Below are 17,307 nucleotides of genomic sequence, written 5' to 3' on the forward strand. Positions count from 1 at the left end.
TCGGCCGCTCTTATAGCCGATCGCACGGGAAACACGACCGGCTTTCGCGCGGCGAACACGCCGAAGTTCCCTGTTCGCTCAGCCCTCCGTCCGGAAGCGGACGGAGGGCGCGGGGAGATTAGGTCGTGCGGCCGAGCGAGGGGGCGGGCCGGGGCTCGGCGGCGGGCCGCAGGGAAGGGGTGGCCGGTTTGGCGTCTAGCTTGGCCGGCCCCTCGCGCTTGGCCGGCCCCTCGCGCTTGGCGGGCGCGCTCGCTCCGCGCCACCATTCCAGGAACAGCGCCAGCGCGAAATGCATCGCGAGGCCGATCGCGATCAGCGTCGTGTCGAACAGGAAGGCGGGTTCGCGGTCGAGGCGCAGCGCCTGCGCCAGGATCGACAGGATCGTGCCCGTGGCGAAGATCGGCAGCGAATGGCGCCCGACGAGGCAGAGCGGATTGTTCGCTCCGATCCGGCGGAACACCGAGCCATAGGGCGCGTGGACGAAGACATAGACCAGCGCGGCCAAATGCAGAAGGCGCGGCAGTGTCACGAAGGTCTTGTCGAAGCCCGTCATCAGGAACGGGCCGGGCACCATGGCGGACCAGTGCCAGAGCTGGAACTCCACGAACAGGAAGGACAGGAAGAGATAGACCAGTGCAATCGTGTAGAGCGCCGGATTGTAGGCGACGAGCGCGCGGCCGCCGGCCTTGGCGAGACCCGCCGCAAGACCGATGGCGAAGATCAGCTGCCAGGCGAAGGGATTGAACTGCCAGCCGCCGGGATTGGGGTGGTTGGGCAGGTTGAAGCCGGTCGTGCCCGCGATGGCCCAGAGCGTGGCCGAGACGATCAGCAGGCCGTAGAGCCCGACGCGGCGCGCGATGGCGAGCATGGCCGGAAGCATCAGAAGGATGACGCAGTACATCGGCAGGATGTTGAGATAGGCGAGTTGGTGCATCAGGCTCGCGACGCCCGCCAGCGTCTCGATCGGCTGGGTCATGAAGTAGCCGATGCCGAGCTGCATGAGATAGCGCCCGTCGCCCGTGCCCATCGCCGCGAAGGCGAAGATCGAGACGGTGATCATCGTCAGCGTGATGTGGACGAGGTAGAGCGTGCCCGCCCGGCGCAGAGCTTTGACACTCGCGACCAGCGCAGAACCTTGCAGGAAGGGCCGGCCATAGGCGAAGGCGGAGGCGAAGCCCGCCAGGAAGACGAAAAGCTCGGCCGAGTCGGAAAAGCCGTAATTGCGCGAGGTCAGGTGTTCCCACATCACGCCGGGCACGTGATTGACGAAGATCGTCAGAAGGGCGAAGCCACGAAAGAAATCGACGCGATTGTCGCGCGCCGAGCCCGGCGCGCCAACCCTGGCGGATGTCATGGTCAGTCGATCCACTCCTTGCGCGTTCGCGAATGCGGGTTCGCCCGGTCCGGCCGAACGGTCGCCGACGGGCAGCGCGGCCGGATGGTCCTGCCGGTGCCCATGGGCATCCCGCAGCGCTATCCGTCCGCTCCCCGGCGAACCGTCATGGCCGAGCCCGGTCGAGACCGCGCAGGCGAACTTAGGGCCGACCCTTTCCGAGGGACGGCGCGTTCCTGCTCCCGACCGAGGGAGGTTCCACTCGATAAGAGAGATTTAGGACTAGAGCCCGCCGCCTGAACCCCTGCTGAACGTCTTTTCCGCCCCGAATGGGAGGCGGCCAAGCATTCGGCGGCGCGGAAGGGCAAGGAGGCTAGCGTTGACAGGGCTCGAATGGGTGGCCATCCGCCCCGACGCAGAAGGCCGGCTACGCGCGAGCGTAACCGGCCTTGCGAGACGACGACGTGGCGCGATGGGCGCGATCAGGCCGACACGAGCGTGGCGGGTCCTTGCGAGGGTGCCGCATCCTTGGGGGCGGGGAGATCGCGCCCGATGCTTTCGTCGGTGAGGCGGCGACGCCACTTCTCCGAGGCGCGGATCACGGGCTCGGGGTCGAGCTCGAAGGGCGTTGCGAAGACGCCGGACCGGCGCACCGCGTCGCCCAGCGCCGGGTTGCCGGTGAGCGAGATGAAGACCGGCGCGATCAGAAGTGGGATCGCGATCGGGCAGACCCAGAAGAACAGTTCGAACGCGTAGAAGAAGGTCAGGAACAGGAGGATCGCGCCGGCGATCACCATCCACCAGGAGGCCTGGAAGGCGGTCTTGAGCGGCAGGCCCTCGTCGTCGCGGTCGGTGGACGGCCAGCCGCTGTCGAGGCCGAGCAGGATTTCCGTCACCGCCTTGGACTGGAACATCATCATGATCGGCGCGAGCGCGCTGGTCAGCACCAGCTCGACGCCGCCGCCGATCAGCGTGGTGAGCGTACCGCCGAAGGCGGTGGAGCGGCGCGTGAAGGCGGTGTAGCAGGCGATCAGCGTCTTGGGCAGCAGCAGCAGCAGCACGATGCCGAGCAGGAGCAGCAGCGCCTTGCCGGTTTCGGGCTGCGGAAAGACCGGGAAGAGCGAGTCGGCCGGGAAGTAGTTGGGCGCCGGGCTCAGAATCGGGTCGAGCAGGCTGACCACAAGGAACAGCAGCCAGATCGGCGAGGCCGCATAGGCCATGATGCCGGAGATCATCGATACCCGGCTCCAGAGCCGGACATTGGGCGCGGGCACAAGGCGGCCGTGCTGCAGGTTGCCCTGGCACCAGCGCCGGTCGCGCTTGGCGTATTCGATCAGATTGGTCGGCGCTTCCTCGAACGAGCCCTGGAGATCGGGATCGACGCGCACCTTGAAGCCCGAGCGCGCCAGAAGCGCGGCTTCCACGAAGTCGTGGGACAGGATGTGGCCGCCGAAGGGCGGCTTGCCCGACAGGTTCGGCAGGCCGCAATGATCGGCGAAGGCACGGGTGCGGATAATGGCGTTGTGGCCCCAGAACGGCCCTTCGCGCCCTTGGAGCGAGGCGATGCCGCGCGAGAAGACTGGCGAGTAGAGCCCGGCCGAGAACTGCAGCGCGCGGCCGAAAATGGTGCGCCGGCCGATGATGAGCGGCTGGGTCTGCAGCAGCGCCAGCTCGGGATCGGCGTCCATGCGCGCGACCATTTCAAGCATGGTCTCGGGCCGCATCAGCGAGTCGGCATCGAGGATCAGCATGTAGTCGTAGGCGCCGCCGCAATTGGTGACGAAGTCGGCGATGTTGCCGGCCTTGCGGCCGACGTTCTTCTTGCGGTTGCGATAATAGAGATGGCCGCCGGCCTCCAGCGCAGCGGCGACCGAGAAGGTCGCGCGCCGCTCGGCCGCCACGGCCTCGGCTTTGGTGGAGTCGCTGAGGATGTGGACGTCGAAATGGTCGAGCCGGCGGATCGCCTGCAGGCCCTCGATCATGGCGGCGACGCGCGCCAGAACGGCGTCGGCGTCCTCGTTGTAGACCGGCATGAGAATGGCGGTGCGGCTTTGCGAGCGGCGCCCGTCGGGCGCGGCTGTCCAGCGCCGGCCGCGCCGGGAGAAGATGCCGACCACCGCCGTGTTGAAACCCCAGGCGAGCCAGAGGCAGCACACGATCAGGAGCAGCACCTGCACCACATGCAGCCAGGTCGTGCCGTTCGCGGTGATGACCACGGCGAAGAGCACGCCCGCCACCACGGCGAGGAGAAGCGCGAAGAGCGCGAAGAACAGTCTACCCAATACGATCACGGATGCGCTCGCTCACAAGGATGTTTCGCGGGACGGGGACACCATCATTAGACCTTGACGGAATCATGGGAGCCAGGCCGGCCCGGCTTTGCTGCCCCGCCGATAGCACATCGGGCGAGGCCGCGCTGCGGCAACGAGGACGGCGGCCCGGGAGGCCGCCGCTGGATCGTCTAATGGCCTTCGCCGACGCCGTGCGTCAGGTGCTCGCGCAGGATCGGGCGCACCGGCATGGCGAGCGGCGAGCGAGGCTGGGGCAGAACCAGCTTGCGCAGGAAGGCGAGCGCCTTGCGCTTGCCCAGGCGCGCGGCCTCGATCACAACCTGCGGCTCCGGCCCGGTTCGCCCGTCGAAGGCGAGCCGCTCGGCGATCGCGGCCAGGACCTCCTCCTCCGACAGGTCCGGCCGGTTCACGAGATAGCCCACGGGCCGCGAATCGAAGAAGCGATCGGCCTCCGCCGTGTTGGTGCGCACCGAGAGCGTCGTGTCGCGGCCGATCACGGGCGTCCCGTCCATTGATAGAGCCACGTCTCGGAGATGATGCGCTGGTTGAAGGAGAGCTTGGCGCGCAACTCCACCGGGCTGGCGTTCAGCTTCTCCAGCTCGATCGACAGGCGCCAGCCGCCGCCCGGCAGGCGGGAGATGCCGCTATGCACGAGACGCGCGCCGTCCGGCACGTCGATGATCGGCACGACGATCGCGTCGCCCGGCAGGTTCTCGGCCGTGCCGCCGGCGAAGTTGATCTCGAAGCGGCGAAGGCCGGTGTCGGACGTGTCGGCCGCGTTGCCGCCGACGCCCGCGAAGGTTCCCGCCACGCTCGCCACATGGCTGCGCATCTCGTCGAGATAGCCCCAGTGCATGCGGTAGCGGAACTCGTATTGCGAGCCGGCCTTGGGCCGCTCCTCGGGAACCCAGAAGGCGACGATATTGTCGTTGGCCTCCGAATCGGTCGGGATTTCGACCAGCTGGATGATGCCCCGGCCCCAGTCTCCCAGCGGCTCGATCAGGAGCGAGGGGCGCATTTCGTAATGGGCCTGGACGTCCTCGTAATGCGAGAACTCGCGGTCGCGCTGCAGGAGGCCGAACATCTTGGGCGAGGTCTCGGCGAAGTAGGAGAGCGCGAGATCGTCCGGGTTCTTGAGTGGGCGCCACAGGCGCTCGCCGTTCGGGCGCTGGATGAACAGGCCGTCGCTGTCGTGGACCTCGGGGCGGAAATCCTCGCGCGTGGCGTGGTCGTTCTCGCCGAAATAATACATCGAGGTCAGCGGCGCGACGCCCAGCCGCTCCACCTCGCCGCGGAAGAACAGGCGCGCCGTCACGTCGATGACGGTCTGCGGGCCCGGCTTCAGCAGGAAGGCGTAGGCGCCGGTCAGGCTCGGCCCTTCCAGCTCGGCGAAGATCTGGACGGTTTCGTCGGCCGGCTGCGGCTTCACGATGTAGAAGGCGGTGAAGCGCGGGAATTCCTCGGCCGTCGTGGTCGCCGTGTTGATGGCGAGGCCGCGCGCCGAAAGGCCGTAGCGATTGTTCATGCCGAGCGCGCGGAAATAGGACGCGCCGAGGAAGGACACGAGCTCGTCGTAGAGATCGGGCCGGTCGAGCGGATAGTTGAGGCGGAAGCCGGCGACGCCGGGAAGCTGGATGTTCTGGAAGACCGACGGATCGAGCGGCGCGAGGAACTCGAAATTGGCGCCCGAGAAGACCTGCGGCTGGAAATGCGCGCCGTCGCCCACGTAGATGCGAGTGATGGCCTTGTAGAGGAAGCCCGGGAAATAGGCCTGCATCTGGAAGTTCAGCGGCTCGTTCGCCCAGACCGTCTGGTCGCGGCGATAGAGGATGCGCCGGTAATGGTCGTAGTCGAGATCCGTGATCGGCTGCGGCAGTTCGTTCGGCGGCTCCTGATAGGGCTGGGCCGCGCGGTTGCGCAGCGCCGCCGACAGGGCGTCGAAGGAGAAGGCATTGAGATCGACCGTCGTGGGCGGGGCGGCGGGCTGCGCGGGCGCGGCCTGCTGCGGTGCGGCAGGAGCCGGCTGCGGCTGCGGGTCCTGAGCTCGGGCCTCGGCCCAAAGCAGGGTGAACACACTGCCCAAGCCGTATTTCAACGCCGTGCGTCGGGAAAGATGCGAGGGTCTCGTCACGGGAATGGCGATCTTCTTCTCGTTGAGGGCGCGCGCGTTTGAGCATATGCGAAAAGGCTTGAATAGCCTAGCTTTCGCTCAACTCGCCAACAAGGTCACCAGCTTTAGCCGGCCACACGCGGCAGGATTTCCGCTTGCCGCTCGCCGCCGATGGGACGACGTGCCGCAACCCTGCCCGCTGACCCCAGCTTTTGGGCGGAAATGAGGACCGCCCCCGCGAACCGGACCCTCGCCCCGCACCCCCGCGCGCCGAACTCGCGCCTCTAGCGAAGCCGGCGCAGGCGCGCGCTCAGGAGATGGTCGACCTGCTGGAGCGAGGCGAGAAGCCCTTGGCGCTCGGGTCCTTCCATGGAATTGCCCAGTTCGGTCTCGAGCCGCATCCAGAGCGTGCGCACGCGCTGCTTGGCCGCTTCCCCGGCCGGCGTCAGCGTCACCATGGTCCGCCGGGCGTCGCGGCTGTTGGACTCGCGCAGGACGAGGCTCTTCTCGATCAGGCGATCGAGCATCTTGGAAACCGTGGAGGGGCGAACGGCCAGCTGTTCGGCCAGGGCCGAGACGCTGACGGACTCGCCCGGCGTCAGACGAACCAGAAGCTGGTCCTGGCCCGGATGCAGATCGATCTGCGCCAGGAGAAGGGCGAGAAAGGCGCGCGTCGACTTGGAGATCGACAGGAGCGCCGTGACCAGTTGCGCTTCGTCGTCCACCGCATTCGAAGGAGGGGAAGAGACCATCGTGTCCGGCACGCCTTGGCCCCGCAAACTGATACGCTCGTTCATGCGAAACGATATGCAAGAAGCCCTGACGTTTCGCATTTAAGTAATTATAAGCTGGCTGACGACCGAGGCGATAAAGTGGCCTTGTTTGATCGAGCGTTCAGCCCCATGGGCCGCTGTGGGGCTTCAAGCCTTTGAGACGTCTCGAAAAATCCGCAAAAACGCGGTCAAGTCCCTTGATCCGACGCGGGATCGACCCGTTTCCGACCAATCAATGTCCTGAAATTGGCCAGTATCCGGCTGCCCTGCGGGGTTAGGACCGATTCGGGATGGAACTGGATTCCCCATGTCGGATGGCCGAGATGTCGCAGGGCCATGATCTCGCCCTCCGGCGACCACGCGACCGCGCGAAGGCTCCGCTCCATCTCCGCCGTCGAGCGCACGATCAACGAATGGTAGCGCCCGGCCTCCATCGGATCGGGCAAGCCGGCAAACAGGGCGTCGCCCTCGTGGCGAAGCGGCGAGGCCATGCCGTGCATCGGGCGCAGGGCCGGGCCGACCACGCCGCCGAAGGCCGCGCCGATCACCTGATGCCCCAGGCACACGCCGAGCATCGGCACACGCCCGGAGAAGGCGTGGACGCAGGCGAGGCTGACGCCGGCTTCCGCCGGGCCGCAGGGGCCGGGAGACAGGACGATGGCATCGGGCGCCAGCGCCTCGATCTCGCCGAGCGTGATGCGGTCGCTGCGCACGCTTCGGACGCGAAGGTCGAGGCGTTCGAGATAGCGCGCGAGATTGGCGGCGAAGCTGTCGTAATTGTCGAGAAGCAGGATCACGACGGGCTCCCGTCCCCCGGCTCGATGGTTGACCCGGCTGCATAGGCGGCGAAGGCGTCGAGAATGCGCTGGGCCTTGGTCGCGGTTTCCCGGAACTCCGCTTCGCCTTCGGACAGGATCGTCACGCCCCCGCCCGCACCGAAGCGCGCCCGCCCGGCTTCGAACTCCACGGTGCGGATGGCGATCGACAGATCGGCCGCTCCGTCGAAGCCGAGATGGGCGATGGCGCCGCAATAAAGGTCGCGCCTGCGCCCTTCCAGTTCGGTGATGATATCGCAGGCGCGGATCTTGGGCGCGCCGGTGATGGAGCCGCCGGGAAAGCTGGCCCGCAGGAGCGATCCGATCCCCTCCTCGGGGCGCAGCCGGGCGCGAACCTCGGACACGAGATGGTGGACGCCGGCAAAGCTCTCCAGCGCGCAGAGCGAGGGAACCTCGACGCTGTCGGGCTCCGCCACGCGCGACAGGTCGTTGCGCAGGAGATCGACGATCATGACGTTCTCGGCCCGGTCCTTGGCGGAGGCGAGCAACGCGCTCGCCGCCTGCGCGTCCTCTTCGGGATCGGCCATCCGCCGCGCGGTGCCCTTGATGGGCCGCGTTTCCACATCGCGGCCACGAAGGCGCAGGAACAGCTCGGGCGAGGCCGAGGCGACCACCCGGTCCTCCATGTCGAGATAAGCCGCGAAGGGCGCGGGGTTCACCTGGCGCAGTACGCGGTAGAAGCCGAACGGATCGAAGCCCTCCGGCAGATCGGCCTCGAAGCGGCGCGCGACATTGGCCTGATAGATGTCGCCGGCGCGGATGAAGTCCCGCACCCGCTCCACCATCGCGGCATAGGTCTCCACCGTGCGATCGGAGCGCCAGACAAGGGCCTGCGCTGGCGCGGCCGGGTCCGGCGGGGGAGGCGTCGAGAGAGCTTTGCGGAACTCACCGATCCGCCGCCGCGCCTGCGCCTCGCGCAAGGCGAGCGGCGAGGCGGCGTTGAGATGAGAGGAAAAGCCGCTGGAGACGATCTCGGCGCGGCCTGTCTCGTGGTCGAAGACGAGGGCGGTATCGTAGAGGCCGAGCGCGATCAGGGGCCTTGCGGGCTCGAAGTCCGGCGTCCGGCGCAGCTCCTCAGTGAAATGGCTGGCCTCGTAGCTGATGAAGCCGGCGAGGCCGGGGCCGAGACGGGTCTTGTCGTCCCCCTCCGCGCGGTAGCGCGCCAGCACCTGGTCGATGGCCGCGAAGGGGCAGCCGGAGAACCGCTCCGTGCCGAGGCTTGCGCCCTCGAGCGATGCGGTGAAGCCGGCAAAGGGCGCGGCCAGAACGGCCGAGCGCCGCCCGTTCGGCCCGCCGGGCGCGGCGCTGTCGAGAAAGGCGAGGCGGCCGAGCGGGCGCAGGCGCCGGGCGGCCTCCGCCGCATCGCATCCCTCGAACGCTTCGCGCCACATGCCGGCCTGTTCCCCCTGCTCGTTGCCGCTCGCCCGCCTGCCCGAACGGCGGCGGGCTCAGCGTCTCGCCTCCCGATAGAATCTGGCGGCCGGCCTGTCGATCCGAAAGCCGACCTGCGAACCAGCGTCGCCGCCTCTCAGTCTTCGATCAGGAAGATGTGCAGCGTCGCGGGGCCGTGGACGCCGATCACCAGACTGCCCTCGATGTCGGTCGTGCCGCTCGGGCCGGTGACGATCACGAGATTGCGGCTGCGGGCGAGGTCGAAGCGGGCGAAGGCCTCTTCCAGATGCGGCACGATGTCGGACACGCGCAGCGCGACGAGGTGATGCAGCGGCATGAACGCGTCGAGGATCGCCATATCCGCGCCGGAGCGGATCACGAGGCTCGCGGTTTCCGCGATGGCGCATTCGGCCATCGACAGGGCGACGCGATCGTCCACCTCATGCGACAGCGCGGCGCCGCTGTCCGCCCACGAGAGGTTTTGCAGGGCGGGGAGCGGCTGGAGCTTCAGCGCCGGCTCGCGGCCTCGCCGCGCCAGATGCGCCGCCACAGCGCCGGGCAGGGCCGCCAAGCCGGCGACGCGTTCCGACGAGGCGCCGGGCGGCAGCCGTGTCACCGCCGCTTCGAACAGCGAAACGAGATCGCCTTCGGGCAGGCGCGGGCGCACGCGCTCCGGCTCGGCCAGCAGCACGTCGGCCTCGGCCTGGATCGCGGCAGCGGACTTGGCTGGGCCGAGCGCCCGGCCGATCGCCGAGAAGATGGCCTCCCGCGCGCTCATCGCTGCGCCGCCTTCTGCCGCGCGGCTTCGGCCTGTAGAAAGGTCGGGCCGGCGGGAGGCACCGGCATGTCGCGATGGCGCGTCCAGGCGCCGCCGACCAGCGGCAGCGAGGCGATGCGCCCGCGCGCGCCGCCCATGAGATGCAGCGCCCGCGCGGCAAGGCTCGTGGCCGGCCGGTAAAGCCGGGGATGCGTCGCCAGCCAGCGCCAGAGGCCGAGCCCGGCGCGCATGGTGCGCGGCTCCAGCCCTTCGCGCCAACTCGCCGTGCGCCAGCCCTTGAGCAGGGTCGGCAGCGGAATGTCCACCGGGCAGACCTCGCGGCAGCGCCCGTTCAGCGTGCAAGCATGGGCGAGGTCGCGCGTCTTGTGGGTCAGCCCGTCGAAGATCGGCGTCAGCACCGCGCCCATCGGGCCGGGATAGGTGCCGCCATAGGCGTGGCCGCCGATCTGGTTGAAGACGGGGCAATGGTTCATACAGGCGCCGCAGCGGATGCAGCGCAGCATGGCGCGCATCTCCTCGCCCGCCAGCATGCGCGTGCGCCCGTTGTCGACGAGCACGATGTGGAACTCCTCCGGCCCGTCGAGATCGCCCGCGCGCTTGGGGCCGGTGTGGAAGGTCGTGTACTGCGTCAGCGCCGCGCCCGTGGCCGAGCGCACGAGAAGCCGCAGCATCATCGCGGCATGGGCGGCGGAAGGAACGAGCTTTTCGATGCCGGCCGTCGCGATGTGGATGCGGGGCGGCGTCGTGGTCATCTCGGCATTGCCCTCGTTCGTCACGGTGCAGACGCTGCCCGTGTCGGCGATAAGGAAATTGGCGCCGGAAATGCCGATATCGGCGTCGAGAAAGCGCTGGCGCAGGTGCCGGCGGGCGGAGGCCGCCATGGCCTCCGCCGTTTCCTCCCGGTGCGGGTCGGCATGGGCGGCGCGGAACAGCTCGGAAATCTGCTCGCGCGTCTTGTGCATGGCGGGCCAGATGATGTGGCTCGGCCGCTCGCCGGCGAGCTGCACGATATGCTCGGCGAGGTCGGTCTCGACCCGCTCGATGCCGGCCTCTTCCAAGGCGTGCGGCAGGCCGATCTCTTCGCCCAGCATGGACTTGGAGCGCGTCACGCTTTTCGCGCCCGCCTTGCGGCAGATGTCCACGACGATGCGGCAGGCCTTGTCCGACGTTTCGGCATAATGAATTACCGCGCCGCTGGCGCGGGCATTGCGCTCGAACTCGGCGAGGTAATGACCGAGGTTCTGAACCACGTGATCCTTGATCGCCTTGCCGCGCTCGCGCGCCACCGCGAAGTCCGGCCATTGGCCGACGATTGCGGCGCGCTTGGTGCGCGCTGTGCCGGTGGTGCGGTCGATCGCCGTCTTCAGCCAGCGATCGCCCAGCGCGCCGTCGGCCCGGGCGAGGAAGTCCGGCATGGCTTCGGAAGCGGACGCGGGCGCGCTCACGGCTTTTCTCCGATCGCGGGGCCGCCAAGCCGCCCGGCCACGGCCTCCACCGTGTGGAAGATGCGCACGGCCGAGCCGCGCCGTTGCAGCTTGCCGGCCATGTTCATGAGGCAGCCGAGATCGCCGCCGAGCAGGATCGCGGCGCCCGTGGATTCCACGGCCTCGGCCTTTTCCTCCACCACCGCATTGGCGATGGCGGGATATTTCACGCAGAACGTGCCGCCGAAACCGCAGCAGACATTGCTGCCCGGCAGGGGCACGAGGTCGAGCCCCTCGGCGCTTTCGAGCAGGCGGCGCGGCTGGTCGTGCACGCCGAGCTCGCGAAGGCCCGAGCAGGTGTCGTGATAGGTCGCCTTGGCGTCAAAGCGCGTCCGAGCGGGCTGGAAATCCATGACATCCACGAGAAAGCTGGTGATCTCGTGGGTGCGCGCGGCAAGGTCTTCCGCCCGGCGCAGCCAGACGGGGTCGTCCCGGAACGTGTGGGTGTAGTCGTGGCGGATCGTGCCTGCGCAGGAGCCGGACGGCGCCACCACATAGGCATAGCCCTCCAGCGCCTCGATCTGGTGGCGCGCCATGGCACGCCCGCCCATCTCGTCTCCGGAATTGAACGCCGGCTGGCCGCAGCAGGTCTGCGCCAGCGGCACGTCCACCTCGCAGCCCGCCGCCACCAGAAGATCGCGCGTCGCCTCGGCGATGCCGGGCCGCATGACGTTGACGAGGCAGGTGACGAAGAGGGCGACGCGGGGCCGCTCGGGTTTGGATCGCTCTCCCATGGCGGCCTCCTTGCCGTCTTGGCTTGTGCCCCACCTTTGCGACGGCGCGCGCGCGGGCGCAAGGCGGCGTATCGCGGCGGGGAAGGGTGCCCGCGAAGGCGCTTGGCAGCGTCGAAGACTCGTGCTTAACTTTTCCTCAATCCGAACGGAGGCCTAGAAAATGTACGTAGTCCGTATCGATTGCGAAGATGCCCGCAAGTTCCAGGTCTTCACGAAGCTGCGTGACGCGCGCGTCTTCGCGCGGGAAGCCGGCGAAGGCGAGGGCGTGGAAGATGCGCCCGTCATTTTCGAGGTGCCCGGCACGGAGGACGCCGAGATCGCCGTGATGGCGGTGCGCGACGGGATGGGGCTTCCCGTGATCGAGCCCGAGCCGGACGCAGCGGTGATTCTGGCCTCCATGGGGCTGGGCACGGGGCTGCGGATCTAAGAATCAGGGAAAAAGCCTGTCGGGGTCGGCGGGCCAGGTCTTTCGCGCGCTCATATCAGAGCGAAGGCTTGGCGTTGCTCTCTCACATGACTCGAGCTTCGCTCCTTGCGAACCGGCGATAATCCCTTGGCCCATCCTGCGTCCGCAGGTCTTGGCCCGGCTTCTAGCGCGCAATCGCGAAGCCGAGCAGCAGGAGGATTTCGCAAATCTGCTGCGCGGCGCCCAGCGTGTCGCCCGTCGTGCCGCCGAGGCGGCGCAGGAGAAAGGCGCGAAACAGGCAGAGGCCACCGACGCCGAGGAGCGCCGGCAGCACCGCGCCCGCGACGCCGCCGATGGCCGCGCCGGCAAAGGCCGCGATCGCCCACGCGGCGAAGGCGGCCCACCGGCCCGCCCTTCGGCTCGGTGCCTCCATGCGGCTCGACAGGCCGCCTGGCCGGGCCGACGGCAGGCTCGACCAGACCCAGGCCATGGCCCCCCGGCTGGCGCCGGCGGCCGCGATCAGCGCCAGGGCGGCGAGCGAGGGCGCGTGGCCGGCGAGATCGCCGAGCAGCACGGCGCGGGCGGCCACGCTGCCGATCAGCGCCAGCGCGCCATAGGTGCCGATTCGGCTGTCCTTCATGATCTCCAGCGCGCGCTCGCGCGGGGCATGGCCGAACAGGCCATCCGCCGTGTCGGCAAGCCCGTCTTCGTGCAGCGCGCCCGTTAGCGCGATCAGACACAGAAGGGCGAGCAGCGCAGCGGCGAGCGGCTGCAGGCCCAGGGCCGCAAGGCTCAAGAGCAGGAGGGCCGGGGGCAGGGCAATGATAAGACCGACAAGGGCGAAGGCCGAGGCGTCGGCCCCCAGCGGCGGAGGGCTGCCGTCGAAGACGCGCGCGGGGGCCGGCAGGCGCGTCAGAAAGGCGCTCGCGCGCCAGAAGCGTCCCCAAAGCTGATCCATCGGCTTCCATCCCCCTTGCTCGACGCTTGCCCCGTGAACCCTGGCGCCGGGGCGGGCGCGCCGTCTTTCGTCCTACCGTGCGAAGCGTTGCGGCTCGGCGGGAATGCCCTTCCGACGAGCGTCCCGTTTGCGCGCGGCCGGCTTCTTCCTTAAGGAGCTTCGCGTCGATCCGAAACGGGGCGCGGCGCCGGCCAAAGGCGCGGTTCGGCCCGGACGATCCGCCCGCGCGCCTTTGGCCGGCGGCTTCGCCTCGGTTCGACGCCGGCAGCGGACGGTCCGTTCCGCCCGGCCCGCATCGTTTCGAGGAACCGCTTTCCATGTCCGCCACCGGCCTGCCCTTCGACGATATCCGCGCGCTGATCGCCCAGATGCCGGGACCCGACATCCGCGCCCGCCACGATGCGCGCCACCGGCAGGAGGAACTGACCAAGCCCTCCGGCAGCCTCGGCCGGCTGGAGGACATCGCGGAATGGATGGCGGCGTGGCAGGGCCGCGCGCCGACCGTCAACCGGCCGGTGGTCGCCGTCTTCGCCGCCAATCACGGCATTGCCGCCAAGGGCGTCTCGGCCTTTCCGCCGAGCGTGACGCAGGCGATGGTGGAGAATTTTGCGGCCGGGGGCGCGGCGATCAACCAGATCTGCGCCACCTTCGACCTCGGCCTCAAGGTCTTCGATCTCGCGCTTGACTATCCCACCAACGACATTTCGGAGGAGCCGGCGCTCAGCGAGAAGGACTGCGCGGCGACCATGGCCTTCGGCATGGAATGCCTCGCCGACCAGCCCGATCTTCTCTGCATCGGCGAAATGGGCATCGGCAACACGGCGGTCGCCGCCGCGCTCTTCGCGGCACTTCTGGGCGGCGAAGCGGCGGACTGGGTCGGGCCGGGCACGGGGCAGGACGCGGCCGGCATGGCGCACAAGCGCGCCGTGGTGCAGCAGGCGATCGATCTGCACCGCGCGCATTTCGGCAATCCGCTGGAAGTGCTGCGCCGGCTGGGCGGGCGCGAGATCGCGGCGATGAGCGGCGCGATCCTGGGCGCCCGGCTGCAGCGCGTGCCGGTGATCGTGGACGGGTTCGTCGCGACGGCGGCGGCCGCCGTGCTTCATGCGCTGGACCCGACCGCGCTCGACCATTGCCTGTTCGGCCATGTCTCGGCCGAGCCCGGCCACCAGGCGGCCCTGGCGCGGATGGGCAAGGTGCCGCTCCTGGCGCTCGGCATGCGCCTTGGCGAGGGCACGGGCGCGGCGCTGGCGGGCGCCATGGTGAAGGCCGCCATCGCCTGCCACAACGGCATGGCGACTTTCGCGCAGGCCGGCGTGCCCAATCGCGACTGAACGACGAAAGGCGGAGCCGCCCGGCTCCGCCCCTTTTGGCATGGGCTCCGGCTTCAGCCGAAGACGTGATGGTCGGTCAGGTCCTTCACCGTCTCGTTGAGGAAGGTCACCTTGTCGCCGCCGTCGAAGAAGACCACGACCGAGCTGCCGGACTGCACCATCGCCGGCAGCTGGCCGTGATGGCCATAAGCCGACCAGTCGACCCGGTCCTCAGCCGCGTTGAAGTCGGTGATCGTGTCCGCGCCGCCGCCGGGGCCGAAGACGAAGAGATCGCGCCCCGAGCCGCCGGTCAACCAGTCGTTGCCGCCGCCGCCCCGGATCGTGTCGTCGCCGGCCTTGCCGTCGATGATGTCGTTGCCCGCGCCGCCGGTGAGAACGTTGCCGACCGCGTTTCCGTAGAGCGAGGCGGCCGTGTCGCCGGCCGTGCCCCGAACGGCCGAGCCGGTCAGGATCAACTGCTCGACATTGGCGGGCAGGGTGATGTCGATGCTGGAGATCACCGTGTCGCGCCCTTCGCCGGGCCGCTCGATGACGAGGTCGAGCGGATTGTCGACATAGTAGATGTCGTCGCCCGTGCCGCCGATCATCGTGTCCGCGCCGGCCTTGCCGTCCAGCTGGTCGTTTCCGCCGCCGCCGATCAGGATGTTGTCCAACGCGTTGCCGTGCAGGACATTGTCGAGATCGTTGCCGGTGGCGCGCAGGGCGCTGCCGGTGAGGACAAGCTTCTCGACATTGTCGGGCAGCGTGTAGTCCACGGAGGAGTTGATGCAGTCGGAGCCTTCGCCCGCCGCTTCCACGACCCTGTCGCCGGCATTGTCGACATAATAGGTGTCGTTGCCCGTGCCGCCGGCCATCGTGTCCGCGCCCGCCCCGCCGTCCAGCACGTCGTTTCCGGCGCCGCCCCACAGGGTGTTGTTCATGGCGTTGCCAAGAAGCGTGTTGTCCAGCGCGTTGCCGGTGCCCCGCAGGGCGCTGCCGGTCAGCGTCAGATTCTCGACATTGTCGGGCAGGATGTAGTCGATCGAGGCGGCGACGGTGTCGCGCCCTTCGCCGGGCTTCTCGACCACGAGATCGCCCGCATTGTCGACGTCGTAATAGTCGTCGCCCGTGCCGCCGATCATCGTGTCGGCGCCGCCCTGGCCCATCAGCGTGTCGTTGCCGGCGCCGCCGATCAGCGTGTTGGCTTCCGCGTTGCCGAACATGCGGTTGGCCTCGTCGTTGCCCACCACCTTTAGCGCGCCCGACAGGAGGACGACGTTCTCGACATTGTCGGGCAGCGTGTAGTCCACCGAGGTGTGGACCGTGTCCGTGCCGCCGCCGGCCTTTTCCAGGATCGTGTCGCCCGAATGGGTCACGACAAACGTGTCGTCGCGCGCGGTGCCGACAAGCGCCTGGAATGCGGGCTTGGCCGGCGTGGCGACCAGCGAGTTCGTCGGCACCGAGGCGAGCGGGCTGTTGGCCAAGCTATAGGCGCGGATATAGTCCACCTTGAGGTCCGCGCCGTTGAAGGTCGAGGCATCCGCCGTCTTGTCGATGGCCAGATTCACCAGCATGTACATCGGCCCGTGCATGTCGGCCGGCGTCGCGACGGACTTCACCGCCGTTCCGTCGAGATACCAGGTCACCTGGCTGGCCGTCCAAAGCACGCCGTAGGTGTGGTAACCCGTGGTGAGATCGGGCGTGAAGATCGTGCTGGAAAGCTGGTTGTCCTTGCCGGTCGAATGGTCGTGGGTCGTCGCGGTCCACAGATCCGTGCCGTGGCTTTCCATGACGTCGAGCTCGGAGCCGCTCTTGCTCGTGGTGTAGAGCCAGAAGGCGGGCCAGACGCCCTGTCCGGCGGGCACGTCCATGCGCGCTTCGAAATAGCCGTAGGTCTGGGCGAAGCTGTCGCGCGTGGTCAGGAGGCCCGACGTGTACTGGTAGCCGTAGAGCGCGCCGAGCTTTGCGTCCGGCGTCTTGTCGGCATGGATGGTGAGAACGCCGTCCTTGACCTTGAACGGGTCGATCGAGACGGACTTGCCGTATTTGTCGACCATGGAGGTGTCGACATAAAGCTGCTTCTCGCTGTTGGCGGGAAGCGTGCGGGCGGCGACGCCGTTGCGATCTCCGCCCCAGCCATAGTCGGTGCGCCAGGTGCCGCCGTTCTGGCCGTTCGACAGGTTGAGGCTGTTGAAATCCTCGTTGAAGGTCTGCTTGAACTGCGAAGTGTCGAGCTTCAGATGAAAATTGTCGGCGCTGAAATCGGCGACCTTCGTGTCGAGGATCTTCACGGAATCGGTGGCCGACATCTTCAGGACGACATCGTTGCCGACCTGCGTCATCGCCGCCTTTACCTGCGAGAAGCTGGTGAAATCGTAGCCGCTGAGGCGGATCGTGTCCGGCAGGATGGAGGGGCTGGAGGTCTTGCCGGGGTGGAAGTCGGTGATGACGTCGTAGCCAGACTTGGCGCTGAAGTCGAAGATGTCGCCGCCACCGCCGCCGGTCAGCACGTCGTTGCCGGCGCCGCCATTGATGATCTGGCTCTTGGCGTTGCCGACGATGTAGTTGGCGAGCGAATTGCCGAAGACGCCGTCGGCATAGCCGACGAAGGCATTCTCGACATGGTCGGGCATCACGAAGCTGCCGCTGAGATAGACTGAGTCGATGCCGCCGCCGGCCTTCTCGACGATCTTGGTTCCGGTCTGGACCTGATAGTAACGGTCGTCGCCGTTGCCGCCGATCAGCGTGTAGTTGCCGACGCCGACAGTAAACCCGTCGTTCTCGTCCGTTCCCGTCGCCGTGCCGTTCACCAGCTTCGAGCTGGTATAGGCATTGCCGGCTTTGACATAACCGCCGCTGAGCTTGACGGGGTTCCCGAAGAAATCCTGAAGCGCCATGT

14 protein-coding genes are annotated in these 17,307 nt (G+C 68.2%); 2 read left to right on the forward strand and 12 right to left on the reverse strand.

The features are described from left to right. Window positions 1-118: 118 nt before the first annotated feature. The 10 genes from M673_RS04750 to M673_RS04795 form a co-directional block, all read right to left on the reverse strand. Entirely contained in the window at window positions 119-1,354 is a 1,236-nt protein-coding gene (locus tag M673_RS04750; protein ID WP_244493090.1) for an OpgC family protein, read from the reverse strand. Window positions 1,355-1,815: 461 nt separating this feature from the next. Beyond that, window positions 1,816-3,624, reverse strand: coding sequence for a glucans biosynthesis glucosyltransferase MdoH (gene mdoH / locus M673_RS04755; RefSeq protein WP_244493089.1), 1,809 nt, complete (start codon window positions 3,622-3,624; stop codon window positions 1,816-1,818). A 170-nt stretch (window positions 3,625-3,794) separates the two neighbouring features. Continuing rightward, window positions 3,795-4,136, reverse strand: coding sequence for a hypothetical protein (locus M673_RS04760; protein WP_061974029.1), 342 nt, complete (start codon window positions 4,134-4,136; stop codon window positions 3,795-3,797). Continuing rightward, window positions 4,118-5,755: a glucan biosynthesis protein gene (locus tag M673_RS04765; protein ID WP_244493088.1), complete on the reverse strand. Its 1,638-nt coding sequence runs from the start codon at window positions 5,753-5,755 to the stop codon at window positions 4,118-4,120. The genes M673_RS04760 and M673_RS04765 overlap by 19 nt, the downstream gene beginning before the upstream one ends. Window positions 5,756-6,018: 263 nt before the next feature. Beyond that, window positions 6,019-6,531, reverse strand: a complete 513-nt coding sequence (locus M673_RS04770) for a MarR family winged helix-turn-helix transcriptional regulator (RefSeq protein WP_244493087.1) — start codon at window positions 6,529-6,531, stop codon at window positions 6,019-6,021. A 164-nt stretch (window positions 6,532-6,695) separates the two neighbouring features. Further along, window positions 6,696-7,304 carry an anthranilate synthase component II gene (locus M673_RS04775; RefSeq protein ID WP_061974033.1) on the reverse strand — a complete coding sequence of 203 codons (609 nt, stop codon included), beginning with the start codon at window positions 7,302-7,304 and terminating at the stop codon, window positions 6,696-6,698. After that, on the reverse strand, window positions 7,301-8,734 hold the full coding sequence (gene pabB / locus M673_RS04780) for an aminodeoxychorismate synthase component I (RefSeq protein ID WP_061974035.1): 1,434 nt from the start codon (window positions 8,732-8,734) through the stop codon (window positions 7,301-7,303). Before pabB ends, M673_RS04775 begins: the two co-directional genes overlap by 4 nt. A gap of 137 nt (window positions 8,735-8,871) precedes the next feature. Next, entirely contained in the window at window positions 8,872-9,513 is a 642-nt protein-coding gene (locus tag M673_RS04785) for a LutC/YkgG family protein (RefSeq protein WP_061974037.1), read from the reverse strand. Next, window positions 9,510-10,928 carry a LutB/LldF family L-lactate oxidation iron-sulfur protein gene (locus M673_RS04790; RefSeq protein ID WP_061977668.1) on the reverse strand — a complete coding sequence of 473 codons (1,419 nt, stop codon included), beginning with the start codon at window positions 10,926-10,928 and terminating at the stop codon, window positions 9,510-9,512. The genes M673_RS04785 and M673_RS04790 overlap by 4 nt, the downstream gene beginning before the upstream one ends. A gap of 26 nt (window positions 10,929-10,954) precedes the next feature. Continuing rightward, window positions 10,955-11,731: a (Fe-S)-binding protein gene (locus M673_RS04795; protein WP_061974039.1), complete on the reverse strand. Its 777-nt coding sequence runs from the start codon at window positions 11,729-11,731 to the stop codon at window positions 10,955-10,957. 160 nt (window positions 11,732-11,891) lie between these two features. Between M673_RS04795 and M673_RS04800 the strand changes: the two genes are divergently transcribed. Further along, complete coding sequence (locus M673_RS04800; protein WP_061974041.1) at window positions 11,892-12,158, forward strand: hypothetical protein; 267 nt, start codon at window positions 11,892-11,894, stop codon at window positions 12,156-12,158. A gap of 163 nt (window positions 12,159-12,321) precedes the next feature. On the opposite strand, the gene cobS is transcribed toward M673_RS04800, so the two are convergent. After that, window positions 12,322-13,095, reverse strand: coding sequence for an adenosylcobinamide-GDP ribazoletransferase (cobS, locus tag M673_RS04805; RefSeq protein WP_061974043.1), 774 nt, complete (start codon window positions 13,093-13,095; stop codon window positions 12,322-12,324). A 317-nt stretch (window positions 13,096-13,412) separates the two neighbouring features. Here cobS and cobT point away from each other — a divergent pair, with 317 nt between their 5' ends. Then, entirely contained in the window at window positions 13,413-14,429 is a 1,017-nt protein-coding gene (cobT, locus tag M673_RS04810) for a nicotinate-nucleotide--dimethylbenzimidazole phosphoribosyltransferase (protein WP_061974044.1), read from the forward strand. Window positions 14,430-14,482: 53 nt separating this feature from the next. Here the strand turns inward: cobT and M673_RS04815 are convergent, their stop codons facing one another. After that, window positions 14,483-17,305 (reverse strand): family 16 glycosylhydrolase, encoded by a 2,823-nt coding sequence (locus M673_RS04815; protein ID WP_061974046.1) that lies wholly within the window; start codon window positions 17,303-17,305, stop codon window positions 14,483-14,485. Between the last annotated feature and the right edge of the window lie 2 nt (window positions 17,306-17,307).

The organism is Aureimonas sp. AU20, from assembly GCF_001442755.1.
Taxonomy (GTDB): Bacteria; Pseudomonadota; Alphaproteobacteria; order Rhizobiales; family Rhizobiaceae; genus Aureimonas.

Bases quoted from the DNA above. Each gene is read 5' to 3' on its own strand.
- M673_RS04750 (WP_244493090.1), bottom strand. From the start codon at position 1,354: ATGACATCCGCCAGGGTTGGCGCGCCGGGCTCGGCGCGCGACAATCGC.
- M673_RS04760 (WP_061974029.1), bottom strand. From the start codon at position 4,136: ATGGACGGGACGCCCGTGATCGGCCGCGACACGACGCTCTCGGTGCGC.
- M673_RS04770 (WP_244493087.1), bottom strand. From the start codon at position 6,531: ATGAACGAGCGTATCAGTTTGCGGGGCCAAGGCGTGCCGGACACGATG.
- pabB (WP_061974035.1), bottom strand. From the start codon at position 8,734: ATGTGGCGCGAAGCGTTCGAGGGATGCGATGCGGCGGAGGCCGCCCGG.
- M673_RS04785 (WP_061974037.1), bottom strand. From the start codon at position 9,513: ATGAGCGCGCGGGAGGCCATCTTCTCGGCGATCGGCCGGGCGCTCGGC.
- M673_RS04790 (WP_061977668.1), bottom strand. From the start codon at position 10,928: ATGCCGGACTTCCTCGCCCGGGCCGACGGCGCGCTGGGCGATCGCTGG.
- M673_RS04795 (WP_061974039.1), bottom strand. From the start codon at position 11,731: ATGGGAGAGCGATCCAAACCCGAGCGGCCCCGCGTCGCCCTCTTCGTC.
- M673_RS04800 (WP_061974041.1), top strand. From the start codon at position 11,892: ATGTACGTAGTCCGTATCGATTGCGAAGATGCCCGCAAGTTCCAGGTC.
- cobS (WP_061974043.1), bottom strand. From the start codon at position 13,095: ATGGATCAGCTTTGGGGACGCTTCTGGCGCGCGAGCGCCTTTCTGACG.
- cobT (WP_061974044.1), top strand. From the start codon at position 13,413: ATGTCCGCCACCGGCCTGCCCTTCGACGATATCCGCGCGCTGATCGCC.
- M673_RS04815 (WP_061974046.1), bottom strand. From the start codon at position 17,305: ATGGCGCTTCAGGATTTCTTCGGGAACCCCGTCAAGCTCAGCGGCGGT.